The sequence below is a fragment of the Streptomyces sp. NPDC052042 genome (assembly GCF_044548345.1).
Classification (GTDB): domain Bacteria; phylum Actinomycetota; class Actinomycetes; order Streptomycetales; family Streptomycetaceae; genus Streptomyces.
The window spans coordinates 83248-107039 of record NZ_JBIUBU010000016.1; the positions used below are offsets into that span (position 1 = coordinate 83248).

Below are 23792 nucleotides of genomic sequence, written 5' to 3' on the forward strand. Positions count from 1 at the left end.
TCCCACCGGTACCGGCGCCATGCGAGGCTCGTCCGATGACTGGATCCCCGGCCGACTCCGTCAGCGCACTCGCCCTGCTGCGTTGGCAGTTCGACCTGACATGGTCCTTGTTCGAGTACCACCTGGAGCGGCTCGAACCCGACGACTTCCTGTGGGAGCCCGCCGCGGACTGCTGGACGGTCCACCGTGCCGACGACGGAACGTGGACGGCGGACTGGGCAAAGACCGAGCCCGATCCCGTTCCCGTGCCGACCATCGGCTGGCTGAGCTGGCACATCGGCTGGTGGTGGAGCGTGACCGTGGACCACGCGCAGGGCAGGACGCCGCGAGAGCGGGCGGACATCGCCTGGCCCGGTGCGGGGAAGCCGACCGTCGAATGGCTGCGCGGCCTGCGGAAGGACTGGCTGGAAGCGCTGGACCGCCTCACCGCTGACGACCTGGCGGCCGTCGCCCCGTTCCCGTGGCCGAACGATCCTCGGCACACCGTCGCCCACATGGTCGCCTGGGTGAACACCGAACTGATGAAGAACGTCGCCGAGATCGGCCAGCTCCGCCTCCAGCGGGCCGCCGGCCGGGTACCGCGCCCGAGCGGCGATCCGGACTCCGGCCGGTCGGCCTAGACGTAATCGGTCCACAGGGAGATCAGCGGCAACCCGATGCTTCCTCCGGCGCACCTCCCGAGGCAGCGGTACAGCACGGCACGCCGCCCTCCCCCTCGGCCGGCGCCGCCGGAGCCGGCGCCCCGCCGCCTCCGGCGAAGCTCGCGAGCCGTGGGGCCCGTGGGCCCGTCGGCCCGTCGGCCCGCCCCTGGGCAACTCCCGGCCCGGTCCGCCCCACCACGGGGGTACGCCGGGCCGGTGACGCAGGCCCGTGGAGGCAACGCCCCCGGAAGGATCAGATGAGACCCTGCGCCAGCATCGCGTCCGCGACCAGCTCGAAGCCGGCGATGTTGGCGCCGACCACGTAGTTGCCGGGGCTGCCGTAGCGCTCGGCGGTCTCGTAGCAGGAGGCGTGGATGTGGCGCATGATCTCCCCGAGACGCTCCTCGGTGTGGGCGAAGGTCCACGAGTCGCGCGAGGCGTTCTGCTGCATCTCCAGGGCGCTGGTCGCCACACCGCCCGCATTCGCGGCCTTGCCGGGGGCGAAGGCGACGCCCGCCTCCTGGAAGACGCGCACGGCCCCCGGCGTGGTGGGCATGTTGGCGCCCTCGGCGACCGCCTTCACGCCGTTGCGCACGAGGGCGAGGGCGTCGGCCTCGTGCAGCTCGTTCTGGGTGGCGCAGGGCAGGGCCACGTCGCAGGGGACATTCCAGACTCCGCCGCCGGGGACGTACGTGACGTGCTCGCCACGGCGCGCGGCGTACTCGGAGACCCGGCCCCGTCCGCTCTCCTTGATCTCCTTGAGCAGGGCGAGGTCGATGCCCTTCTCGTCGACGACGTAGCCGTCGGAGTCCGAGCAGGTGACAACGGTCGCGCCGAGCCGCTGGGCCTTCTCGATGGCGTAGATCGCGACATTGCCGGAGCCCGAGACGACGATGCGCTGACCGTCCAGGGACTCCCCGCGGCTGCGGAGCATCTCGGAGGTGAAGAGCACACAGCCGTAGCCGGTCGCCTCGGTGCGCGCCTGGGAGCCGCCCCAGCCGAGCCCCTTTCCGGTGAGGACGCCGGACTCATAGCGGTTGGTGATCCGCTTGTACTGGCCGAACAGGTAACCGATCTCACGGCCGCCGACACCGATGTCACCGGCGGGGACATCGGTGTACTCGCCGAGGTGGCGGTGGAGTTCGGTCATGAACGACTGACAGAACCGCATGATCTCGGAGTCGGAACGGCCCTTCGGGTCGAAGTCCGCGCCGCCCTTTCCGCCGCCGATGGGCATGCCGGTGAGCGCGTTCTTGAAGATCTGCTCGAAGCCGAGGAACTTCACGATGCCGAGGTTGACCGAGGGGTGGAAGCGCAGACCGCCCTTGTACGGGCCGAGCGAGCTGCTGAACTCGACGCGGAAGCCGCGGTTGACGTGGATGTCCCCGGAGTCGTCCTGCCACGGCACGCGGAAGATGAGCTGACGCTCCGGTTCGCAGACCCGCTCGATGATCCGGGCCTCCACGAACTCCGGCCGCTGCACGAGGACCGGACCGAGGGTCTCCAGGACCTCCCGCACCGCCTGGTGGAACTCCTCCTCGCCCTGGTTGCGGCGGAGGATCTCCGCGTAGAGCGGCTCGATGACACGGCTCTCGGCGGCGTGGGGGGTGACGGTGACAGGGGTGGTCTGCATCTGTTCAAGACCTTCCATGGGTACGGCGTCGCGCGCGAAGGTGCCCCGCCCCGGGGACACCAGCGGTCCCCCTCCCCATTGAGGGCGTCGCCCAGACATCGCACGCTCTGGCGGCTCACGAAGGCGACGTACAGAACCGTTGTGGCATACCGATTGTCCCAGCGCATCCGCCGACGTCCAGCACGGCATCCACATAGTGGGCCAACACCCTGTCGAAACCCATCCCCAAAACGGAATAAAAACGACATCTGGCTACGCTATCCGGCCATGTGTCGCACGCTGCGTGATCCCCGCGGCAGCCGGCTCAGGCATCCTTGCGGACGCGCAGCCTCCACAACCCCGCAGCGGACCCGAGCACGATCAGACCGGAGGTGATGCTCAGCACCATCTGCGTGCTCTCCTGCCGCAGGCCGACGTTCGCGAGGACATTGGCGGCGAGGGCGAGCGCGAGAACGGTCCAGAGCAGCGACTTCATGATGATTCCTCCGTGGTCGGTTACGGCCGGTGAGGTCTTCATCATCACCGGCCGTACGGGTGCGGCACGAGGGACCGTCCACCCGGAACGGAGGTGTAGCGGGCTCCACCATCGCGGGGCCGTACGGGGCCGTACGGGCTCGCACGGGCTCGCACGGCGGGGCCGTGCGGTGCGACCACGGTGCTGTTCGGACAGGTGCGCGACACCGGCGGCGGCGACGGCCGGCGGCACGCCATCGGCCACCCGCACGGTCCGGCCGGCTCGGTGGCGCGGACCGGAGCCCCACCGGGCCGCGCGCGCACCTCCCAGGCCGCGCGAACCTCCAGGGCCGCGCGCACCTCCCGGGCCGCGGCATCCGCTCCCCGTCAGGCACCCAGACGAGTCAGGCGGCGGCACCGCGGATCGGGAGGATCCGGGTGCCGCCGCCTCGGTACGCAGGGCTGCGGGGTTCGGTGCCGCGGGAGAGCGCGGAGGGGGAACGGGGGCGCGCGCCCGTCAGCGCGCGGATCCCGCCTTCCACTCCGCCCAGTTCATGTTCCAGCCGTTGAGACCGTTGTCGGCGGTGATGGTCTTGTCCGGGGAGTTCTTGACGATGACGAGGTCGCCCACGAGCGAGTTGTTGTAGAACCAGGCGCCGGGCTGGTTCGAGTCGCCCGCGCCCTTCACGTCGGCGAGGCCGACGCAGCCGTGGCTGGTGTTCACGCTGCCGAAGATCGACCGCCCGCCCCAGTAGTTGCCGTGGATGAAGGTGCCGGAGGTGGACAGCCGCATGGCGTGCGGGACGTCCTTGATGTCGTACTCACCGCCGAAGCCGACGGTGTCGCCGTTCATCCGGGTCTCCTTGTACTTCTCGGAGATCACCATCTGCCCGTTGTACGTGGGGTTGGCGGAGGAGCCGGCGGATATCGGGATGGTTTTGACCGTCTTGCCGTCCCGGGTGACGGTCATGGTGTGCGCGGCGACGTCGACCGTCGAGACCTGGTTGCGGCCGACCTTGAAGGTGACCGTCTTCTGCTGCACGCCGTAGACGCCGTCCGCGCCCTCGACGCCGTCCAGGTCCAGCTTCAGCGTGACGGTGGAGCCGCCCTGCCAGTAGTTCTCGGGGCGCAGGTCGAAGCGCTGCGAGCTGAACCAGTGGCCGGCGACCTCCTGACCGCTGCTGGACGTCACGGTGATACCGGCCTGGACGGCCTTCCGGTCCGTGATCGGCTTGTTGAAGTTGATCGACACCGGCATGCCGACGCCGACGGTGGAGCCGTCCTCGGGGGTGAAGTTGCCGATGAAGCTGTTGTCGGGCGACACGGTGGTGAAGGAGATGTTCTCGTGCGCCTCGCGGCCCTTGGAGTCCTTGGCCGTCGCGCTGACCTTGTACATGGTCGAACGTTCCAGCTGGGCGTCCGGCTGCCAGCTCTTGCCGTCGGCGGCGAGCGTGCCCTTGACCTCCTGACCGTCCGACGTGGCCAGGGTGACCTGGGTCAGCGTGCCCTTGGAGACGGTGACCTTGGCGGCATTGTTGATGCTCGCATTGGTCGCGCCGTTCTTCGGCGCGATGGATATCTGCGCCTCCGACGCGTCCTTGGCCGCCGCCTTGTCGACCTCGGCCGCCTGCGACTTCTTCGAGCTCTCCGCGCTGCCGTCCGCGGTGCCGCTGTCACAGGCCGTGAGTACCAGTACGCCGCCGAGCAGTGCGGACGCGACCGTGAGGGCCCTGCGCCGCTTGCTGTCCGTCATCACACGCTTCTCCATCGTTGCCGATTCCCCAAAAACCCCGAGCGGAGCCGCCGGTGACCGGCGAAACCCGTCAACACTCCAAGAACCCATGGAATGGGCCCTCCGTTCCACATCCCCGAAAGATGTGGGGAACAACACTGGTCGACGCGTCCCCGGGTGGCGGAGGTTCCCCGGCGCCGACCGTTGTTGCGAGACCGGTACACAGCCGTTGGGAACGGTCCCGTCGGGGCAACCGATCCCGTGCCGGAGGGCGATCGGCCCCGGGCACGGGAGCGGATCCGTCCCATGCCGGAAGGCGGCCCCGGTCCACCCGGAGGCGAGCCCGGTCCGCGGCGCGGCTCACGCCGTCGCGGTCCCCCTATTGTGCGGGACGCCGCGGGGCGGCCCCGCGCCGCAGCCCCCCTTCCTCCTCGCTCTCGGGCCCCGCGAGGGCGACATGATCTGTGATGTCCGACACCTCATCGGCCCGAGCCGAACGAACCGTGACCCACCGGCCCCGAACGGTGATCCGCCGGACCCAACGCCCGTGGGCGGAGTGCGGGGAAGGGCCCCACGACGCGACGGGGCAAACGTTGTCGGGAAGGGCACTAACATCGGTGCGCATGCCTGACTCACGGCTGCGACAAGGGAGTTCATCCGTGACCGTTGCCTGCCGCCCGCTTCTCACCGCCACCGCGGCGGGCGCGTTGCTGACCGCCTTGTGGTTCGTCCCGTCCGCCAACGCGACGGACGAGCGGGACGGCACGGTGAACAGATCCACGGCGGACGTGACGGACGCCACAGACCGAGCGGCGGACGCGCCGGCCGTCTCGATCGCGTCCGGTACATCGGTCACCTCGGTCGCGCCGGAGACCCCCGGCGCGGACGCCCCGGTCGCGTCGGACGCCCCCGATTCCCGCGGTCGACCGGCGGCCGCTGCCGTCCTGGGTGCCTCGTCGTCGGACACGAGGCTCGCCGACACCGGGAGCGGGGTCGACACCACCCCGTACCTGGTCGGCGGGACGGCGTTCCTGGGCGTCGGCGCGGCCTTCGTCGCCTATTCGGTCCGTCGCGCCGGCACTCCGTCGCTCTGACCTCCGGCACCACCGGCCACGGCGATCCCGAACGGCCGTGTCGCCACCCGGGATTGCCGCCGGCCGCACCGGGGCCGCTCGGGCCGTCCGGCCGGACGCCCTACGCGCCCGACCGTCCGCCCGATCACCGCGTGGCCGTCCTCCCGGCCCGCTCAGGCACCCGTCCGAGCGGGCGGGCCGTCCACCGGTCGTCTCAGGCCAGCGAACCGGTCACCGGCTCGACCGCCGCGACCAGCCCTCCCGTACGGACGAACGCGTCCGCGGCGGCCAGGTCCGGCGCCAGGAAGCGGTCCGGCCCCGGCCCTTCGACGCCCGCCGCGCGCAGTGCCTCGACGGCGGCCTGCGAGGCGGGCGCGGGGACGAGGCCCTCGGCGGCCCTGAGTTCGATGGCGCGGGTGGCCGCGTACAGCTCCACGGCGATGATCCGGGTGAGGTCGTCGACGGCGGTACGGAGCTTGCGCGCCGCCGACCAGCCCATGGAGACGTGGTCCTCCTGCATCGCGGAGGACGGGATCGAGTCGGCCGACGCGGGGACGGCGAGCCGCTTCATCTCGCTGACCAGGGCGGCCTGGGTGTACTGGGCGATCATCAGGCCCGAGTCCACGCCCGCGTCGTCGGCGAGGAACGGCGGCAGCCCGTGCGACCGGTTCTTGTCCAGCAGCCGGTCGGTACGGCGCTCGGCGATCGAACCGAGGTCGGCGGCGGCGATCGCCAGGAAGTCGAGGACGTACGCGACGGGCGCGCCGTGGAAGTTCCCGTTCGACTCGACCCGCCCGTCGGGGAGGACGACGGGGTTGTCGACGGCGGCGGCCAGTTCGCGGTCCGCGACCGTCGTGGCGTGGGCGAGGGTGTCGCGCCCGGCGCCGTTGACCTGGGGAGCGCAGCGCACCGAGTAGGCGTCCTGCACCCGCGGGGCGTCGTCCTGGTGATGTCCGGTCAGCCCGGATCCGGCGAGGACCCGCAGCATGTTGTCGGCGCTGGCGCCCTGGCCGGGGTGCGGCCGTATGGCGTGCAGTTCGGGGGCGAGCACCTTGTCCGTACCGAGCAGCGCCTCCAGGGAGAGGGCGGCGGTGATGTCGGCGCAGGTGTAGAGGTTCCGCAGGTCGGCGAGGGCCATGACGAGCATGCCAAGCATGCCGTCGGTGCCGTTGAGAAGGGCGAGGCCCTCCTTCTCGCGCAGTTCGACCGGGGTGATGCCGTGGGCGGCGAGCAGTTCGCCGGAGGGGCGCACGACGCCGTCGGGGCCCTCCGCCTCGCCCTCGCCCATCAGGGTCAGGGCGCAGTGGGACAGCGGAGCCAGGTCGCCGGAGCAGCCGAGCGAACCGTACTCGTGGACGACCGGGGTGATGCCCGCGTTGAGGACGTCGACCATGGTCTGCGCGACCTCGGGGCGTACGCCGGTGCGCCCCGAGGCGACCGTCTTGAGCCGCAGGAACATCAGGGCGCGGACCACCTCGCGCTCGACCCGCGGGCCCATGCCGGCGGCGTGCGAGCGGACGATGTTCCGCTGGAGCTGGGTGCGGAGCTCCTGGCCGATGTGCCGGGTGGCGAGTGCCCCGAACCCGGTGGAGACGCCGTAGACCGGCTCGGGCTTGGCCGCGAGCGCGTCCACGATCTCGCGGGCGGCGGCGAGCGCGGCCACGGCGTCCGCGGAGAGCTCGACGCGGGCGTTGCCGCGGGCCACGGCGATGACGTCCTCGGCCGTGGTCCCGGACGGTCCCACCACGACTGTGTGCATATCCATATTCAGCAGCGTACGGACTGAATCCCTTCATGTCACCAGTGGTCGGGCAGTCCGGTCCTTACCGGTCCGGTCCTTACCGGTCCGGTAAGGAGTCGACCTACCGCCGCCCCCGCGCACGCGGCCCACCGGCCCGGCGGTCAGCGATGGCTGCCCCGCAGATGCCGACGGTCGTGCGGGGACCGGGGCGGCGCGTCGGCCAGCCGCAGCACCTCGCCGTCGCGTCCCGCCACCACCGGGACCGTGGAGCGGGCCGCCTTCGCCCGGTACTGGGCCGCGTCCGCGAGCCGGAACAGCCGCCGCGCCGAGATCACCGGGCCGATCGGGTCACCGGTCGACGCGATCCCGCACGCCACCCCGTCCCCCAGCTCCAGTGCGGCGGCCCGCTCGCAGAGCTCGGTGGCGACCCGGGTCACCTCGTCGGACCCGGGACCGACCGCGAGGAGGCAGAACTCGTCGCCGCCGAGCCGCGCCGCGAGCACGCCCGGGAGCATGGCACCGCAACGGGACAGCACCGAACCGAAACGTTCCAGCAGGCGGTCGCCGACCGCGTGGCCGTGCGTGTCGTTGACCCGCTTCAGCCCGTTGAGATCGCAGACGACCAGGCTGACCACCGCACCGTCCACCCGGTGCCGCTCCACCGCCTCGTCGAGCCGCACGTCGACCGCACGCCGATTGGCCAGACCGGTCAGCGGATCGGTGAAGGCCAGCCTGCGGAGCTCCTCCAGCCGCTCGGACTGGGAGATGCCGGCGGCGATGACGGAAGCCAGCACGGAGGCGAAGTCCGCGTCCTCGCGCCCGAACGCCTCCGCCCCCGTCGGCCGGGCCACGTACAACTCGCCCCAGGCCCGCCCGTGCAGGACGATCGGCGCGACCACACAGGATCCGCGCCCGCGCCGCCGCAGGGCGACCACCCGCTGATGGCGGTACCCGTTCCCGCGTCCACCCGCACCCGGCGCACCGCCCACCGGGCCGCCGGCGGTCTCCACCCAGGCGTCGGGCTCACCCCCGGCGGCCCACCGCTCGTGCAGGAACTCGGTGATCTCGGGGAACCGGTGCACCGGGTACGCCTCGTCCTCGGGGAACTCCTCCTCCCCCTCGACCCGTTCGCCCGCGTTCACCAGCACACGCAGCCGACCACGCCCGCGCTCCCAGACGGAGAGCGCGGCGAACGTGCCGCCCAGCGCCTCGCACGCCCCCAGCGCGGCCGCTCGCCACGACCCCCGAGGGGTGTGTGCCGCCGCCATCGTCTGCGCAAGCGAAACCACGGCCCGCAGTCGTGCCTCTTCACCACCCATCACCACAGTTTATGTAGTTTTGTGGTGATTTGATTGGCTTGAGGGGACAAAAATATTCGCTGCGTGTCCCCTTGAACACTCAACGTTACTCCCCGGGCCAGTTCGGCTTGCGCTTTTCGTTGAACGCGGCCACCCCCTCGGCCCGGTCGCCCGAGAAGGCCACGGACCGCCATGCGGCGTCCTCGACCTCAAGGCCGGCGCGCAGATCGAGACCGTGCCCGAGCCGCAGCGCCCGCTTGGCGGCCCGCAGCCCCACCGGGGAGTTGGCGGCGATCCGCCCGCCGAGCGCGAGCGCCGCCTCGCGGTCCCGGCCCGCCTCCACCAGCTCGTCGACCAGACCGGTCTCGTGCGCCTCGGCCGCCTCCACCCGCCGGGCCGTGAAGACCAGTTCGGCCGCGCGCGCCGCGCCGATCCGCCGCGGCAGCAGCTGCGTACCGCCGCCGCCGGGAATGACGCCCACCGACACCTCGGGCAGGCCGACCACGGCCGTGCGGTCGGCGACGATCAGGTCGCAGGACAGGGCCAGTTCGAATCCGCCGCCGAGGGCGAAACCGTGCACCGCCGCGATCGTCGGCATCGGCAGTTCGAGCACCCCGGTGTAGGCGGCGCGGGCGGTGGGGCGCTGGCGCAGCAGTTCGGCGTCGGTGAAGGAGTTCCGCTCCTTCAGATCGGCGCCCACGCAGAAGGCCCGCTCATGGCTGGAGGTGAGGACGGTGACCCGTACGGCAGGGTCGGCGGCGAGCGCGGCGCAGGCCGCGGCGATCGAGCGGGCCATGTCCGTGGACACCGCGTTCATGGCCTTGGGCCGGTCGAGAACCAGCTCGGCGACGTGCTCCTGCCCCTCGTGGACCCGCACGGCGACGAACTCCCCGAACCGCTGCTCGGACATGACGGTCATGACTGCACCCCTCCGGTTAACGAACGTTACCGAAGGGATCCTATGGGGCGGCGACAACCGGGGCGGCGTCGGCAACGGCGCAGGGGGCGAGGCCGCACGATCCCCGGGGCGCGGATGGACGCGAGGGCCCGGGGAGGGAACACGAGGGCCCGGGTAGACGCGAGGGCTCGGGTGGACGCGAAGACCCGGGGGAACACGAAGGCTCGGGGAGCACGAGGGTCTGTGGCGGGGGACGGCGTCAGGACGTGCCGCGGCGGGCCAGCAACCAGGGCTCGACGACCCCGAGGCCGCGCACCGGCCGCTGCCACATCGGCTGCAGCCCGTAGCGGTACGTGGGCAGGGCCGTCGGCTCCAGGCCCTCCCGGCGCTCCCTCTCGGCCGCCGCCGCCTGCTCGGCCGCCTGTGCCTCGGAGGCCGGGGCGTCCCCGGTCCGGGTCAGCTCCTCCGCGAACGCGCCGTCCACCAGCACGGCGTTCTTCGGCGCTATGGAGGTCAGCCGGCTGGCGAGGTTCACCGTCGTGCCGAAGACATCGCCCATGCGGGTGGTGACGGTGCCGAAGGCGATGCCGACGCGCAGCGCGGGCATCGTCTCGTCGCGGCTCATGACCTCGATCAGGCGCAGCGCGATCTCGGCAGCGGTACCGGCGTCGTCGGCGCAGTAGAGGACCTCGTCGCCGAGCGTCTTGATGAGCCGGCCGCCGTGCGCGGCGACCAGGTCGGCCGCGGTGGTCTCGAACGCCTCGACCAGTTCGCCCAGTTCCTCCTCCTCCAGCCGCCGGGTCAGACGCGTGAAGCCGACGAGGTCGGCGAAGCCGACGGCCAGGCGCCGGTCGACCATCTCCTCGTCGTCGGCGGCCTGCACCACCCGGCCGGTGGCTGCGGCGAGCTGGCGCCGCCATACGTACACCAGGAACTCCTGGAGTTCCGGGAGGAGCAGTTCGACCAGCGGGTACGTGACCTCGGTGCGGGTCATGCCGGGCTCGGGCGGCTCGGTCAGACCTTCCAGGAACGAGTCGATCTGCCACTCCGCGAGCCGGGCGGTGGTCTGTCCGGTGGACCGGGCGACCTGGATCGCCATCGGTTCGCTGAGCAGCCCCGCCTCCACGAGACCGGCGAGGCGGCGCAGCGCCAGCACGTCGGCCTCCGTCAGCGCCCTGGCCTGCCCGATGTCGGCGAAGCCCATGGCCCGCCAGAACCGGGAGGCCAGATCCATCGAGACACCGGCGGTCCGGGCCGCCTGGAACGGCGTGTAGCGGCGGTCGGCGCCCAGGATGAGCTGTTCCAGCCGGATCGCGAGGGGGTCGTGGGTCGGTTCCGCCGTATGGTCGACTGCGTGATGCGGTGTCGGGTGGACCGAGGGTTCCGGCCGGGACTCGTCACCCGCGCCGGAGGTCGTGTCGTCGACGGTCACCAGCCGCCTCCTGCCCGTTCCCTGCGCACTTCCCTGCCGATCTGTCGGTGGATCGCCTCAACGATACGGCAGGTGTGCCGTGGCTCACGTCCGTGCGCCGTGCGCCGACACCCCCGGGGGTGACCAGGCGGTACGTCCCGGGGTGACCGCGCGGGGCGTACGGGGACGGCGCGGACGGGGGCTCCGGGGCGCCCGGGGATGCCCCCGCCGCGCCCCCTGCTACGTCCCCGGCCGGGGGTGGCCCGGCTCCCGGCCCGCCCCGGACGGTCTCCGTCGAGCGCCGGCCGGCCCGCACCCCGGCCCGTTCCGGCGGAACCGGTCGGGCCGCTCCGGGGCCGCGCGGCCGTCAGGTCAGCCCGCCCCCGGCCGCCCGCAGGTGCACGATGTCGCCTGCGGACAGGGGTTCGCTCAGGCCCTCGTCCGTGGCCAGGACCAGTCGGCCGTCGGCGTCGATCGCCGCGGCCTCTCCGGTGAGCGTGTGGCCGCCGGGCAGTTGGGCGCGCACCATCCGGCCGAGCGTCGCGCAGCCCGCCGCGTACGCCTCCTGGACCCCGCCGGCCGCCGCGTCGCCGCCGGCCTCCCGCCACCGGCCGTACCAGTGCTCCAGCGAGCGCAGCACGCCGCGCAGCAGGATCTCGCGATCGGTGGAGACCGCCCCGGCCAGGGCGAGCGAGGCGGCGGTGGGGGCGGGGAGCTCGGCGGCGCGCAGGGTGACGTTGATGCCGACGCCGACGACGACGCCGTCCCCGGCCCGCTCGGCGAGGATGCCGCCCGCCTTGCGTTCCTCCCCCGGCGAGGTCTCCCCCGGGCGGGGCCTGCCGGAGCCCCGGGGGACGGTCACGAGCAGGTCGTTGGGCCACTTCAGGGCGGTGTCGACGCCCGCCGTACGGGCCAGCCCGGTGGCCACGGCGACACCGGTGAGCAGCGGCAGCCATCCCCACCGGCCGACCGGGACGTCGCCGGGCTCCAGGTAGACGGAGAAGAACAGCCCCGAACGGGCCGGGGCCGTCCAGGTGCGGTCGAGCCGGCCGCGTCCCGCCGTCTGCTCCTCGGCGACCAGCACGGCACCCTCGGTGAGCCCCGACACCGCCCGCGCGGTCAGATCGGAGTTGGTGGACCCGGTGGACTCCACGACGTCGAGCGAGGTCCACAGGCTGTCCGGCCGCAGCAGCGCGCGGCGCAGCGCGGGGACGTTGAGGGGCGGCCGGTCCAGGTCGGACCAGCGGCTGTGAGGCGCATCCGAAGGTGTCATGCAAGCCAGACTAGGTGTGGTAAACGACGCACTGCCGACACGTATCCGCGCCGATACGCTACGGACCAGTAGGTGTTCCAGAACCTGACAGAACCTGATCAGCCGGTGTCCAGCACCTGACCGTGATCAGCACCAGAGCCGTCCCCGTGACCAGGCAGGGAGCCGCCACCCGATGTCCGAGCCGGAAGAGATCGACATCCACACCACCGCGGGCAAGATCGCGGACCTTCAGCGCCGTATCGACGAGGCGACGAACGCGGGCTCCACGCGTGCGGTCGAGAAGCAGCACGCCAAGGGCAAGTTGACCGCCCGGGAGCGGATCGGCCTGCTGCTCGACGAGGGTTCCTTCGTGGAACTCGACGAGTTCGCCCGGCACCGGTCGACGAACTTCGGCATCGAGAAGAACCGCCCCTACGGGGACGGCGTCGTCACCGGCTACGGCACGGTCGACGGCCGCCCCGTCTGCGTGTACTCACAGGACTTCACGATCTTCGGCGGCTCGCTCGGCGAGGTCTACGGCGAGAAGATCGTCAAGGTGATGGACTTCGCGCTGAAGACCGGCTGCCCGGTCATCGGCATCAACGACGGCGGTGGGGCGCGCATCCAGGAGGGGGTCGTCGCGCTCGGTCTGTTCGCCGAGATCTTCCGCCGCAATGTGCACGCCTCGGGTGTCGTCCCGCAGATCTCGCTGATCGTCGGACCGTGCGCGGGCGGCGCGGTCTACTCCCCCGCGATCACCGACTTCACCGTCATGGTCGACCAGACCTCGCACATGTTCATCACCGGCCCCGACGTCATCAAGACCGTCACCGGCGAGGACGTCGGCTTCGAGCAGCTCGGCGGCGCCCGCACCCACAACACCGTCTCCGGTGTGGCACACCACATGGCGGGCGACGAGAAGGACGCCATCGAGTACATCAAGTCGCTGCTGTCGTACCTCCCTTCGAACAATCTCTCCGAGCCGCCGTCCTTCCCGGAGGAGGCGGACCTCACCACCACCGACGAGGACCGCGAGCTCGACGCCCTCATCCCGGACTCGGCGAACCAGCCGTACGACATGCACAGCCCCATCGAGCATGTGCTGGACGACGGCGAATTCCTGGAGACCCAGGCCCTGTTCGCGCCGAACATCATCACCGGCTTCGGGCGGGTCGAGGGCTACCCGGTCGGCATCGTCGCCAACCAGCCGATGCAGTTCGCGGGCTGCCTCGACATCAACGCGAGCGAGAAGGCGGCCCGGTTCGTCCGCACCTGCGACGCCTTCAACGTGCCCGTGCTGACCTTCGTCGACGTCCCCGGCTTCCTGCCCGGCGTCGACCAGGAGTACGGCGGCATCATCCGCCGGGGCGCCAAGCTGATCTACGCCTACGCGGAGGCGACCGTCCCGCTGATCACCGTGATCACGCGGAAGGCGTTCGGCGGCGCGTACGACGTGATGGGCTCCAAGCATCTGGGCGCCGACGTCAACCTGGCCTGGCCGACCGCGCAGATCGCCGTCATGGGCGCGCAGGGCGCGGTGAACATCCTGCACCGCCGGACGCTCGCCGCTGTGACGGACCCCAAGCAGGAGGAGTCGCTCCGCGCCGAGCTGATCGCCGACTACGAGGACACGCTGCTCAACCCGTACGTGGCGGCCGAGCGCGGCTACGTCGACGCGGTGATCATGCCGTCCGACACCCGAGCCCACGTCGTGAAGGCGCTGCGCCAGCTGCGTACGAAGCGGGAGTCCCTGCCCCCGAAGAAGCACGGGAACATCCCCCTCTGACCCCCTCTCCCCCAACAACTCCCTCTCCGGAAAGGGTCCTTGCCATGATCAAGGTCATACGGGGCAACCCGACCCCCGAGGAGCTGGCCGCCGCCCTCACGGTGGTCCGGGCGCGCGCCGCGGCGTCGGCCGCGTCCGGCGTCTCCTCCGGCATGTCGGCGCTGCCCGGACAGTGGGCCGACCCGGGGCGCGTCGCCCGCCGGGCGCGCCATGTGCCGGGTCCGCGCGCCTGGGCCCGTACGTACTGGCCCGGGTGACACGCCGGTGCGGTGAACGCACACACTCGCGGACGCACGTTCGGATACCTCGGACGGGTGAACGCGCACGCGATCTGGCCCGTACGCACCACGGCGCCTGAGTACCCGTACTCAGGCGCCGTGCGCACGACCGCAGCAGGATCGGTCCATGCTCTGGTCCGACCCCGAGAACAAGCCGCCGAAGGAACTGCGCGACGCCCAGGACATGATCCGGCGCGCGGGACTGGTGCTCGCTCTCGCCATGGTCGTCGCGATGCTGGTGCTCGGCGCGCGCTGAGCCGGTCCGGATGGCCCGCGGCCCGTGCCACGGATCCGGCCGGAACGGGCCGACCTGCGAAGCGGACGCCACCCCGCCCCTCACTACGATGGCGCACATGACAGATCAGCGCCGTCTCGTGCTCGCCTCCGCCTCCCCCGCCCGCCTCGGTCTGCTGCGGCAGGCCGGATTCGCGCCCGAGGTGATCGTCAGCGGTGTGGACGAGGACGCGCTGAACGCCCCGACCCCGGCCGAACTGGCGCTGGTGCTCGCCGAGGCGAAGGCCGCCGCGGTGGCCGCCCTGCCCGAGACGGCCGGCGCCCTCGTCATCGGATGCGACTCGGTGCTCGAACTCGACGGCCAGGCGCTCGGCAAGCCCGCCGACGCCGAGGAGGCCACCGCCCGTTGGAAGTCCATGCGCGGCCGGGCCGGTGTACTGCGCACCGGCCACAGCGTGATCGACACCGCGACCGGGCGCACGGCCTCGGCGACCGCCTCCACGACCGTACGCTTCGGCGAGCCGACGGACGCCGAGATCGCCGCCTACGTGGCCTCCGGCGAACCGCTCCACGTGGCGGGCGCGTTCACCCTGGACGGCCGTTCGGCGCCGTTCGTCGACTCGATCGACGGCGACCACGGCAATGTCATCGGGCTCTCGCTGCCGCTGCTGCGACGGCTCCTGGACGAGCTGGGGATCTCCGTCACCGACCTGTGGGTCTGAGCCCCTCACGGTGCCCCGCGGGCCTGAGCCCCCTCGGTCAGACCGCCGCCCGGTCCCCCGGCCCGGACCCGTCCGCGGAGGCGCCGCCGTCCACGGCCCCGTCGGCGGCGAACGCCCCGGCGGCGACGGGCCGGACGGGCTCGGGGCCGTACGCCACCAGCGTCAGCACGATCAGACCGAGCACCACCATCAGGCACGCGAACGCGATCCAGCCGACCAGCCCCACCGCCAGCGCGCCCAGCACGCCATGGGCCACCGCGCAGACGACGAGGGCGATGCGGCCCCATCGGCCCGGGGCCCGGTCGCGCACCCCGGTCAGCAGGAGCACCAGCCCGCACAGCAGCAGACCGAGGCCGGACACTCCGCCCATGGCCCAGGCGCCGCCGGACATGGCGCCGGATTCGAGACCGCCCACGGACATGTCCTGGTTCTCCACGACCGTCGCGAGGACGCCGTTGACGAGCACGACGCCCACGGCCTCCACGAACAGCGCGAGCGCGGCCACGAACGCCACCGGTCTGCGCACCACGGCGGACACCCCCTGTTGCCTGTCGTACGGTTACCTTCAGTACGTGTGACAGCGCGGACCCTACTCATGGGTAACGCGTAGGACAAGACTTCGCACAGCGCGCTCCCCGTTCCCTCGGGCGCGCTCCCCCGCGTGTCCCGTGCGCACTCCACGCGCCCGGGGCTCGCGCTTCCGCCGTTCCCGCCTTCCGTGCGCCGGGCAAAGAATTCTTCGTCCATTAGTGGGGTCTCCACAAAGAAACACCGAACACGGCTGGTCGCATGAACAGAGACCCGGACCACACCTCGTGGCTACTGTGCGGTCATGAATCCCGGCGTACCGTGGTGCCACAAGGGATTTCGCGACTTGAGCGAGCCTCGAATCACACTCCGTGTGGGCAAGCTCACCATTGGGGATGGGTCGTTGCGCCGTGTCGGTAGTCCCTAAACTCAGCTTGTTTCAAGGAGGGAGCCATCGTGCGCAAGGTGCTCATCGCCAACCGTGGCGAAATCGCTGTCCGCGTAGCTCGGGCATGCCGGGATGCCGGGATCGGGAGCGTAGCCGTCTACGCCGACCCGGACCGCGACGCTCTGCACGTCCGCGCAGCCGACGAGGCGTTCGCCCTGGGCGGTGACACCCCCGCCACCAGCTACCTGGACATGACCAAGGTGCTCCAGGCCGCCAAGGACTCCGGGGCGGACGCGGTCCATCCGGGATACGGCTTTCTGTCGGAGAACGCCGAGTTCGCCCAGGCCGTCATCGACGCGGGCCTGACGTGGATCGGCCCCCCGCCGCACGCGATCCGGGACCTGGGTGACAAGGTCGCCGCCCGCCACATCGCGCAGCGCGCCGGCGCCCCCCTGGTGGCCGGTACGCCCGACCCGGTCGAGGGCTCCGCCGAGGTCGTGGCGTTCGCCGAGGAACACGGACTGCCGATCGCGATCAAGGCCGCCTTCGGCGGTGGCGGTCGCGGTCTGAAGGTGGCGCGCACGCTGGAGGAGATCCCGGAGCTGTACGACTCCGCGGTCCGCGAGGCCGTGGCCGCGTTCGGGCGCGGCGAGTGCTTCGTGGAGCGTTACCTCGACAAGCCGCGCCACGTCGAGACGCAGTGCCTGGCCGACCAGCACGGCAACGTCGTCGTGGTCTCCACCCGCGACTGCTCGCTCCAGCGCCGCCACCAGAAGCTGGTCGAGGAGGCGCCCGCGCCGTTCCTCTCCGAGGCGCAGAACGCCGAGCTGTACCAGGCCTCGAAGGCCATCCTGAAGGAGGCCGGCTACGTCGGCGCGGGCACCGTGGAGTTCCTGGTCGGCAACGACGGCACCATCTCCTTCCTGGAGGTCAACACCCGCCTCCAGGTGGAGCACCCGGTCACCGAGGAGGTCACCGGCCTCGACCTGGTGCGCGAGATGTTCCGCATCGCCGACGGCGAGGAGCTCGGCTACGACGACCCCGTCGTGCGCGGCCACTCCTTCGAGTTCCGGATCAACGGCGAGGACCCGGGCCGCAACTTCCTGCCCGCCCCGGGCACGGTGACCGTGTTCGCCCCGCCGAGCGGCCCCGGCGTCCGCCTGGACGCGGGCGTGGAGTCCGGCAGTGTGATCGGCCCGGCCTGGGACTCGCTGCTGGCGAAGCTGATCGTGACCGGCGCAACCCGTGAGCAGGCCCTCCAGCGGGCCGCCCGTGCGCTGGCCGAGTTCGACGTCGAGGGCATGGCCACCGCCATCCCGTTCCACCGCGCGGTCGTCGCCGACGCGGCGTTCGCCCCGGCCGACGGCACCCCGTTCAAGGTCCACACCCGGTGGATCGAGACCGAGTTCGTCAACGAGATCACGCCCTTCGCCGCCCCCGCCGAAGCGGAGGCGGAGGAGGAGACGGGCCGCGAGACCGTCGTCGTCGAGGTCGGCGGCAAGCGGCTGGAGGTCTCGCTGCCGTCGTCGCTGGGCATGAGCCTGGCCCGCACCGGTCTCGCGGCGGGCGCCAAGCCCAAGCGCCGCGCGGCCAAGAAGTCCGCCTCGGCGGCCTCCGGGGACACCCTGGCCTCCCCGATGCAGGGCACCATCGTCAAGATCGCCGTGGAGGAGGGCCAGCAGGTGCAGGAGGGCGACCTCGTCGTCGTCCTGGAGGCCATGAAGATGGAGCAGCCGCTGAACGCCCACCGCGCCGGCACCATCAAGGGACTCGCCACCGAGGTCGGCAGCTCCATCTCCTCCGGCGCCGTGATCTGCGAGATCAAGGACTGACGCCGGAAAGCCCCAGAGCGAGGACCGACGTCCGCGGGACGGGAATGCCGTCCGACCCGCATCCGCAGGAGCGTCCGGACGGCACCGGACGTTCCGCACCGGGCCCCCGCGCAGCCGCAAGGCATGCGCGGGGGTCCGGTCGTTGGCGCGAGGGCCCGGCCCGCGGGTCCGCGATGGCATCCTGGATGCCGGGGCGCATGAAGAGGGAGGACCTCGCGATGGTGATGAGCACGGTGGCGAGCAGGGCACGGACGCCGTCCCGGCCCATGCGTGCCGACGCGCGCCGCAACTACGACCGTCTGCTGCGCGAGGCCCGTACCGCCTTCTCCGAACACGGCACCGACGCGGCCCTGGAGGACATCGCACGCCGCGCGGGCGTGGGGATCGGCACGCTGTACCGCCACTTCCCGAATCGGCACGCGCTGATGAACGCCGTCTTCCAGGAGGCCCTGGCCGAGTTGATCAACCGTTCCCGCGAACTCGCGGCGGCGGAGCAGCCGTGCCGGGGCCTGGTGGAGTGGCTGGGCGCGATCATCACGCACGCGGGCGCGTACCGGGGGCTGGCGCAGGCGCTCATGTCCACGTCGCGCGACGAGACTTCGGCCCTCGCGCAGTGCAATGTGCCGCTGCGCGAGGCGGGGTCGGCACTGCTGGCGCGGGCCCAGGCGTCCGGAGCCGTACGGGCCGATGTGTCCATCGACGATCTGATGCAGCTGACGAACGCGATCGCGCTGGCGTCCGAGCAGTCGCCGGATGATCCCGAACTGGCGGACCGGTTGCTGATGCTGACCCTGCGCGGGTTGAAGGGGCCCGGCACGGAGGGAAGTTGAGCCCTGCGGGCGTGGGAGTCCGCCGCGCCTGACGAGCCCGGTGGCCGGGGCATGTGGGCGGGGCGTCGCCGGGCCGACGAGCCCTGTGGAGCCGGGCCTGCGGACCGGGTGCCGCCGGGCCGACGAGCCCGGAAGCCGATGCACGGTTGCGCCGGACGCGACGGCGCACCCGACGGGCGGCCTGCCGGACCCGACGGGGGTCTGCCGCACCCGACGGGGGCTGACGAGCCCCGCCCCTCCCGGGGGCGCTCGGCGGCAGCGGAGGCGTGGACGATGCCGGTCCACGGGCCCACCGGACGGCGCCCCGTCGGCCCACGGCCCAGGAGCTCCCGTACAGGCCCGTACGCGCCTCGCTCGGCCGTACCGCTCCCCGCCGCGCGTCCCGGTCCGGCCCGGCGGGTACCGACTCCTCGCGCGGGCCCCTACCGGCGTCTCAGGTCCGCCACCCTGGCCCGGTCCTGCTGCCCCTGCCCCGGCCCGGCGCCCTGCTCCGGCAGCACCGCGGCACCGCGCAGGGGCTGCCCACCCGGCTTCCCTGGGGCACCGCCGCGGGTACGGCGCTGACCGGGCAGCGGCATGTCGCGGCGCACCTGCCGCCCCGACGGGGAGGTCTCGGCCGAAGCCGGGCCGTTCCCCGCCCCGGCCACCGCGATCTGCACCCCCTGGTCCGCGAGGGCCTGGAGCTCGGTGGCGGCGCGGTCCTCGTGGGCGGGCGGCTCGTCCGTCACGAGACGGGTGATGAGGTCCGTCGGCACCGTCTGGAACATGGTGTCGGAACCGAGCTTGGTGTGGTCCGCCAGGACCACCACCTCCGCCGCGGCCTGCACCAGGGCCCGGTCCACGCTCGCCGAGAGCATGTTGGACGTGGAGAGGCCGCGTTCCGCGGTGAGCCCGCTCCCCGAGAGGAACGCCCGGGAGACCCGCAGCCCCTGGAGGGACTGCTCGGCCCCGCTGCCGACCAGGGCGTAGTTCGAACCGCGCAGCGTGCCGCCGGTCATCACCACCTCCACCCGGTTGGCATGGGCCAATGCCTGGGCGACCAGCAGGGAGTTGGTCACGACGGTCAGGCCGGGCACGCGCGCGAGCCTGCGGGCCAGCTCCTGCGTGGTCGTGCCGGCGCCCACGACGATGGCCTCGCCCTCTTCGACGAGTCCGGCGGCCACATCGGCGATGGCGGTCTTCTCCGCGGTGGCGAGATGGGATTTCTGCGGGAAGCCGGACTCCCGCGTGAACCCGCCCGGCAGTACCGCACCGCCGTGTCGGCGGTCGAGGAGTCCTTCCGCCTCCAACGCCCGCACGTCACGCCGTACGGTCACTTCGGAGGTCTGGACGACACGGGCGAGCTCACGGAGCGATACCGCCCCGTTGGCGCGCACCATTTCCAGGATCAGTTGGCGACGTTCTGCAGCGAACACGAAACTGACAGTAACGTGACCGCACGAGGGTTTTCAGCACTTTGCACCGAATAGCAGAAGTTGCACACGCAAGGGGTCGCCAAGTGGTATAAGCGGCCCTGTTGTTGTTCCGTACTGATCGTCCGACGGTCGCCCCATAGCCCCAATGGCCGGGATTCGCCGGTGGCCGCCGGGGTTCCCGTAGGCCCGGCGGCTCCTGTGCGGCGTCTTCACCCCATGGTCTAGGCGTGCTTGCGGGTGTGCAGCTGCCGGGCCACTTCCGCGATCGAACCCGACAGGGACGGGTACACGGTGAACGCGTTTGCGATCTGTTCCACCGTCAAATTGTTGTCGACCGCGATCGAGATCGGATGGATCAGTTCGCTGGCCCGAGGCGCGACGACACAGCCGCCGACCACGATGCCGGTGCCGGGGCGGCAGAAGATCTTGACGAAGCCGTCGCGGATGCCCTGCATCTTGGCGCGCGGGTTGCGCAGCAGCGGCAGCTTGACCGCCCGTGCGTCGATCGCCCCGGAGTCGACGTCGGCCTGGGTGTAGCCGACGGTGGCGATCTCCGGGTCGGTGAAGACGTTGGCGGACACCGTCTTCAGGTCCAGCGGGGCCACCGCGTCGCCGAGGAAGTGGTACATCGCGATCCGGCCCTGCATGGCGGCGACCGAGGCGAGGGCGAAGACGCCGGTGACGTCGCCGGCCGCGTAGACGCCGGGGGCGGTGGTGCGGGAGACCTTGTCGGTCCAGATGTGGCCGGACTCCGTGAGCTTGACCCCGGCTTCCTCCAGGCCCATCCCCGCGCTGTTCGGGATCGCGCCGACGGCCATCAGGCAGTGTGTGCCGGAGATGACCCGCCCGTCGGCCAGGGTGACCTCCACCCGGTCGCCCACGCGCTTGGCGGCCTGGGCGCGGGAGCGGGCCATGACGTTCATGCCGCGGCGCCGGAAGACGTCCTCCAGCACGGCGGCGGCGTCCGGGTCCTCGCCCGGCAGCACCCGGTCGCGGGAGGAGACCAGGGTGACGCGCGAGCCGAGCGCCTGGTACGCGCCCGCGAACTCGGCACCCGTGACACCGGAGCCGACCACGATGAGCTCCTCGGGGAGCTCGTCGAGGTCGTAGACCTGGGTCCAGTTCAGGATGCGCTCCCCGTCGGGCCGCGCGTCCGGTATCTCGCGGGGGTGGCCGCCGGTCGCGATCAGTACGGCGTCGGCGGCGAGCCGCTCCTCGGTGCCGTCGGCTGCGGTCACGACGACCGTGCGCGAGCCGTCGGTGGCCTGGAGGCCCTCCAGCCGGCCCCGGCCGCGCATCACGCGCGCCCCCGCCCTGGTGACGGAGGCGGTGATGTCGTGGGACTGGGCGAGGGCCAGCCGCTTGACGCGTCGGTTGACCTTGCCGAGGTCCACGCCGACCACCCGGGCCGACCGGTCGACGGGCGGGGTGTCGTCCGCGACGATGATGCCCAGTTCCTCGTACGAGGAGTCGAAGGTGGTCATCACCTCCGCCGTGGCGATCAGGGTCTTCGAAGGCACGCAGTCGGTGAGCACGGACGCGCCGCCGAGGCCGTCGCAGTCGACGACGGTCACCTCCGCACCGAGCTGGGCGCCCACGAGCGCCGCCTCGTAGCCGCCGGGTCCGCCGCCGATGATCACGATCCGGGTCACGAAAAGTCCGCCTCGCATGTGTCATCCCGCGGCCGTCCGCCACCCCGGCCGGGGGTCCGGGGGATCGCCCCGGGTGAATGCAGTACGTACTTCATTGTCCCGCACGCGCCAACGTGCTTCGCCCCGGGGCCCTCCATCCGTGCGTAGATCCGTACCGCCCCGGCGGCCACCGCGAGCGGCAGCCCGGGCGACCCCCGTAGGGGGTCTTCCGCCCGGGAACCGACGTTCCGGCCGCGACCTCCCGTACCCTCGACCACATGTCGCTCTACGCCGCGTACGCCGGCAACCTCGACGCGCGGCTGATGACACGCCGCGCACCGCATTCCCCGCTGCGCGGCACGGGCTGGCTCAGCGGCTGGCGGCTGACCTTCGGCGGGGAGCAGATGGGCTGGGAGGGCGCGCTCGCCACGGTGGTCGAGGCCCCCGGCTCCCAGGTCTTCGTGGCGCTGTACGACCTGGCGCCGATGGACGAGGACTCCATGGACCGCTGGGAGGGGGTCGGCCTCGACATCTACCGGCGGACGCGGGTGCGCGTGCACACCCTGGACGGCGAGGAGACCGCCTGGATGTACGTGCTGAACGGATACGAGGGCGGGCTGCCCTCCGCCCGCTACCTGGGCGAGATCGCGGACGCGGCGGAGTCGGCGGGCGCGCCGCACGACTACGTGATGGAACTGCGCAAGCGCCCCTGCTGACCAGCGCCCCTGCCGACGAGGGCCCCGGGCGGCGAACGGCCCCTGCCGGCGAGGGCCCCGGTCGGCGAACGGCCCCGCGCTCAAGCGCCCCGGCCGGTCCTCGGGCGCCTCGCGCCGACGGCCCCTGCCCGGGGAGCCGCGGCCCGGTCGGCGCGTCCGCCCTCCCGAGCCGCGCGGGCCACCCGCGTCCCGACCGCTGTACGCGTGTACGCGCTCCGGCGCCCACGCGTTCCGCGTCGCGCAGGCGTTCCGGCTTCCGCGCGTCCGGACCCGCATGCGCGTTCGGTCTCGTTTACGCATCCTGTCTCGCTTACACGTCCGAAATTCCCCTTCCCACCGGCAATTTTGTGTGATTGCACGAGAAAGCCCACGCAGTCTCTGCACATGGGCATCTACGCGCGTAGGGAATCAGCGGTTACGCTCATCCGCGTGAACGCATCAGTTATTCCGGACAACATCCAGGGCGACCCCCGGGCCGCCGCCGACGCCGCCGCCGCCCGACTGCGGGAGCTGACCGGTACCGAGACCCACGACGTCGCGCTCGTCATGGGGTCCGGCTGGGCTCCGGCGGGTGACGCCCTCGGCACTCCGGAGGCCGAGTTCCCGGTGACCGAGCTCCCCGGTTTCCCGGCTCCCGCCGTCGAAGGGCACGGCGGCACGATCCGTTCGTACCGGATCGGCGAGAAGCGCGCCCTGGTGTTCCTGGGCCGCACGCACTTCTACGAGGGTCGCGGTGTCGCCGCCGTCGCGCACGGGGTGCGCACCGCCGTCGCCGCGGGCTGCAAGACCGTCGTCCTGACCAATGGGTGCGGCGGGCTGCGCGAGGGCATGCGCCCCGGCCAGCCGGTCCTGATCAGCGACCACATCAACCTGACCGCCGCTTCCCCCATCGTCGGCGCCAACTTCGTCGATCTGACCGACCTGTACTCGCCGCGGCTGCGCGCGCTGTGCAAGGAGGTCGACGAGACCCTCGAAGAGGGGGTCTACGTGCAGTTCCCCGGCCCGCACTACGAGACGCCCGCCGAGATCGACATGGTTCGGGTCATGGGCGGCGACCTGGTCGGCATGTCCACCGTGCTGGAGGCGATCGCCGCACGGGAGGCGGGCGCCGAGGTGCTGGGCATCTCGTTGGTCACGAACCTGGCGGCCGGGCTGAGCGGCGAGCCGCTCAACCACGAGGAGGTGCTCCGGGCGGGACGGGAATCCGCCACGCGGATGGGCGCGCTGCTGGCCCAGGTGCTCGAACGGATCTGAGCCGGGCCCGAGGCACGTCGGCGCTCCCCCAACCCACCCCCAGAAA

Annotated in this window: 21 protein-coding genes; 10 read left to right on the plus strand and 11 right to left on the minus strand. The window is 72.1% G+C overall.

Features of this window, described 5'->3' with window-relative positions:
- Positions 1–35: 35 nt before the first annotated feature.
- Positions 36–620: a DinB family protein gene (locus ACIHCL_RS24400; RefSeq protein WP_399864731.1), complete on the plus strand. Its 585-nt coding sequence runs from the start codon at positions 36–38 to the stop codon at positions 618–620.
- 274 nt (positions 621–894) lie between these two features.
- Here the strand turns inward: ACIHCL_RS24400 and gdhA are convergent, their stop codons facing one another.
- The 3 genes from gdhA to ACIHCL_RS24415 form a co-directional block, all read right to left on the minus strand.
- Positions 895–2274 (minus strand): NADP-specific glutamate dehydrogenase, encoded by a 1380-nt coding sequence (gene gdhA, locus ACIHCL_RS24405; protein ID WP_399864732.1) that lies wholly within the window; start codon positions 2272–2274, stop codon positions 895–897.
- Between the two features lie 304 nt (positions 2275–2578).
- Complete coding sequence (locus ACIHCL_RS24410; protein ID WP_399864733.1) at positions 2579–2749, minus strand: hypothetical protein; 171 nt, start codon at positions 2747–2749, stop codon at positions 2579–2581.
- A 495-nt stretch (positions 2750–3244) separates the two neighbouring features.
- Complete coding sequence (locus ACIHCL_RS24415; protein WP_399864735.1) at positions 3245–4495, minus strand: Ig-like domain-containing protein; 1251 nt, start codon at positions 4493–4495, stop codon at positions 3245–3247.
- Between the two features lie 623 nt (positions 4496–5118).
- On the opposite strand from ACIHCL_RS24415, the gene ACIHCL_RS24420 reads away from it, so the two are divergent.
- Positions 5119–5553, plus strand: a complete 435-nt coding sequence (locus ACIHCL_RS24420; RefSeq protein ID WP_399864737.1) for a hypothetical protein — start codon at positions 5119–5121, stop codon at positions 5551–5553.
- Between the two features lie 193 nt (positions 5554–5746).
- Here the strand turns inward: ACIHCL_RS24420 and hutH are convergent, their stop codons facing one another.
- The 5 genes from hutH to ACIHCL_RS24445 all read right to left on the minus strand — a co-directional run bounded on the left by hutH (position 5747) and on the right by ACIHCL_RS24445 (position 12153).
- On the minus strand, positions 5747–7297 hold the full coding sequence (gene hutH, locus ACIHCL_RS24425; protein ID WP_399864739.1) for a histidine ammonia-lyase: 1551 nt from the start codon (positions 7295–7297) through the stop codon (positions 5747–5749).
- A 137-nt stretch (positions 7298–7434) separates the two neighbouring features.
- Entirely contained in the window at positions 7435–8592 is a 1158-nt protein-coding gene (locus ACIHCL_RS24430) for a diguanylate cyclase domain-containing protein (protein ID WP_399864741.1), read from the minus strand.
- Positions 8593–8677: 85 nt separating this feature from the next.
- On the minus strand, positions 8678–9490 hold the full coding sequence (locus ACIHCL_RS24435; protein WP_399864743.1) for an enoyl-CoA hydratase/isomerase family protein: 813 nt from the start codon (positions 9488–9490) through the stop codon (positions 8678–8680).
- 238 nt (positions 9491–9728) lie between these two features.
- Entirely contained in the window at positions 9729–10901 is a 1173-nt protein-coding gene (locus ACIHCL_RS24440; protein WP_399864745.1) for an adenylate/guanylate cyclase domain-containing protein, read from the minus strand.
- Between the two features lie 346 nt (positions 10902–11247).
- Positions 11248–12153: a biotin--[acetyl-CoA-carboxylase] ligase gene (locus tag ACIHCL_RS24445; RefSeq protein ID WP_399864746.1), complete on the minus strand. Its 906-nt coding sequence runs from the start codon at positions 12151–12153 to the stop codon at positions 11248–11250.
- A gap of 172 nt (positions 12154–12325) precedes the next feature.
- Here ACIHCL_RS24445 and ACIHCL_RS24450 point away from each other — a divergent pair, with 172 nt between their 5' ends.
- The 4 genes from ACIHCL_RS24450 to ACIHCL_RS24465 all read left to right on the plus strand — a co-directional run bounded on the left by ACIHCL_RS24450 (position 12326) and on the right by ACIHCL_RS24465 (position 15152).
- The gene (locus ACIHCL_RS24450; RefSeq protein WP_399864748.1) at positions 12326–13918 is read left to right on the plus strand and encodes an acyl-CoA carboxylase subunit beta; all 1593 of its coding nucleotides are present in this window, start codon (positions 12326–12328) and stop codon (positions 13916–13918) included.
- 44 nt (positions 13919–13962) lie between these two features.
- Positions 13963–14175: an acyl-CoA carboxylase subunit epsilon gene (locus tag ACIHCL_RS24455; protein WP_399864750.1), complete on the plus strand. Its 213-nt coding sequence runs from the start codon at positions 13963–13965 to the stop codon at positions 14173–14175.
- Positions 14176–14323: 148 nt separating this feature from the next.
- Positions 14324–14452 carry a morphogenic membrane protein MmpB gene (gene mmpB / locus ACIHCL_RS24460; RefSeq protein WP_399864751.1) on the plus strand — a complete coding sequence of 43 codons (129 nt, stop codon included), beginning with the start codon at positions 14324–14326 and terminating at the stop codon, positions 14450–14452.
- An 88-nt stretch (positions 14453–14540) separates the two neighbouring features.
- The gene (locus tag ACIHCL_RS24465; RefSeq protein WP_399864753.1) at positions 14541–15152 is read left to right on the plus strand and encodes a Maf family protein; all 612 of its coding nucleotides are present in this window, start codon (positions 14541–14543) and stop codon (positions 15150–15152) included.
- A gap of 37 nt (positions 15153–15189) precedes the next feature.
- Here ACIHCL_RS24465 and ACIHCL_RS24470 read toward each other — a convergent pair whose 3' ends face one another.
- Positions 15190–15690, minus strand: a complete 501-nt coding sequence (locus ACIHCL_RS24470) for a hypothetical protein (protein ID WP_399864755.1) — start codon at positions 15688–15690, stop codon at positions 15190–15192.
- Between the two features lie 446 nt (positions 15691–16136).
- On the opposite strand from ACIHCL_RS24470, the gene ACIHCL_RS24475 reads away from it, so the two are divergent.
- Both ACIHCL_RS24475 and ACIHCL_RS24480 read left to right on the plus strand, forming a co-directional pair.
- Positions 16137–17900 carry an acetyl/propionyl/methylcrotonyl-CoA carboxylase subunit alpha gene (locus tag ACIHCL_RS24475; protein WP_399864756.1) on the plus strand — a complete coding sequence of 588 codons (1764 nt, stop codon included), beginning with the start codon at positions 16137–16139 and terminating at the stop codon, positions 17898–17900.
- Between the two features lie 218 nt (positions 17901–18118).
- The gene (locus ACIHCL_RS24480; RefSeq protein ID WP_399864857.1) at positions 18119–18730 is read left to right on the plus strand and encodes a TetR/AcrR family transcriptional regulator; all 612 of its coding nucleotides are present in this window, start codon (positions 18119–18121) and stop codon (positions 18728–18730) included.
- A 422-nt stretch (positions 18731–19152) separates the two neighbouring features.
- Here the strand turns inward: ACIHCL_RS24480 and ACIHCL_RS24485 are convergent, their stop codons facing one another.
- Complete coding sequence (locus tag ACIHCL_RS24485; protein WP_399864758.1) at positions 19153–20145, minus strand: DeoR/GlpR family DNA-binding transcription regulator; 993 nt, start codon at positions 20143–20145, stop codon at positions 19153–19155.
- A gap of 221 nt (positions 20146–20366) precedes the next feature.
- Positions 20367–21815, minus strand: coding sequence for an NAD(P)H-quinone dehydrogenase (locus tag ACIHCL_RS24490; protein ID WP_399864759.1), 1449 nt, complete (start codon positions 21813–21815; stop codon positions 20367–20369).
- Positions 21816–22054: 239 nt separating this feature from the next.
- On the opposite strand from ACIHCL_RS24490, the gene ACIHCL_RS24495 reads away from it, so the two are divergent.
- Both ACIHCL_RS24495 and ACIHCL_RS24500 read left to right on the plus strand, forming a co-directional pair.
- Positions 22055–22492: a gamma-glutamylcyclotransferase gene (locus ACIHCL_RS24495; RefSeq protein ID WP_399864760.1), complete on the plus strand. Its 438-nt coding sequence runs from the start codon at positions 22055–22057 to the stop codon at positions 22490–22492.
- 429 nt (positions 22493–22921) lie between these two features.
- Positions 22922–23746, plus strand: coding sequence for a purine-nucleoside phosphorylase (locus ACIHCL_RS24500; protein ID WP_399864761.1), 825 nt, complete (start codon positions 22922–22924; stop codon positions 23744–23746).
- The last annotated feature ends 46 nt before the right edge of the window (positions 23747–23792 follow it).

Excerpts from the sequence above, each read along its gene's own strand:
- ACIHCL_RS24480 (WP_399864857.1), top strand. The coding sequence starts at position 18,119 with ATGGTGATGAGCACGGTGGCGAGCAGGGCACGGACGCCGTCCCGGCCC.
- gdhA (WP_399864732.1), bottom strand. The coding sequence starts at position 2,274 with ATGCAGACCACCCCTGTCACCGTCACCCCCCACGCCGCCGAGAGCCGT.
- ACIHCL_RS24490 (WP_399864759.1), bottom strand. The coding sequence starts at position 21,815 with ATGCGAGGCGGACTTTTCGTGACCCGGATCGTGATCATCGGCGGCGGA.
- ACIHCL_RS24430 (WP_399864741.1), bottom strand. The coding sequence starts at position 8,592 with ATGGGTGGTGAAGAGGCACGACTGCGGGCCGTGGTTTCGCTTGCGCAG.
- ACIHCL_RS24415 (WP_399864735.1), bottom strand. The coding sequence starts at position 4,495 with ATGGAGAAGCGTGTGATGACGGACAGCAAGCGGCGCAGGGCCCTCACG.
- ACIHCL_RS24410 (WP_399864733.1), bottom strand. The coding sequence starts at position 2,749 with ATGAAGTCGCTGCTCTGGACCGTTCTCGCGCTCGCCCTCGCCGCCAAT.
- ACIHCL_RS24450 (WP_399864748.1), top strand. The coding sequence starts at position 12,326 with ATGTCCGAGCCGGAAGAGATCGACATCCACACCACCGCGGGCAAGATC.
- hutH (WP_399864739.1), bottom strand. The coding sequence starts at position 7,297 with ATGGATATGCACACAGTCGTGGTGGGACCGTCCGGGACCACGGCCGAG.
- ACIHCL_RS24455 (WP_399864750.1), top strand. The coding sequence starts at position 13,963 with ATGATCAAGGTCATACGGGGCAACCCGACCCCCGAGGAGCTGGCCGCC.
- ACIHCL_RS24400 (WP_399864731.1), top strand. The coding sequence starts at position 36 with ATGACTGGATCCCCGGCCGACTCCGTCAGCGCACTCGCCCTGCTGCGT.
- ACIHCL_RS24465 (WP_399864753.1), top strand. The coding sequence starts at position 14,541 with ATGGCGCACATGACAGATCAGCGCCGTCTCGTGCTCGCCTCCGCCTCC.
- ACIHCL_RS24495 (WP_399864760.1), top strand. The coding sequence starts at position 22,055 with ATGTCGCTCTACGCCGCGTACGCCGGCAACCTCGACGCGCGGCTGATG.
- ACIHCL_RS24435 (WP_399864743.1), bottom strand. The coding sequence starts at position 9,490 with ATGACCGTCATGTCCGAGCAGCGGTTCGGGGAGTTCGTCGCCGTGCGG.
- mmpB (WP_399864751.1), top strand. The coding sequence starts at position 14,324 with ATGCTCTGGTCCGACCCCGAGAACAAGCCGCCGAAGGAACTGCGCGAC.
- ACIHCL_RS24445 (WP_399864746.1), bottom strand. The coding sequence starts at position 12,153 with ATGACACCTTCGGATGCGCCTCACAGCCGCTGGTCCGACCTGGACCGG.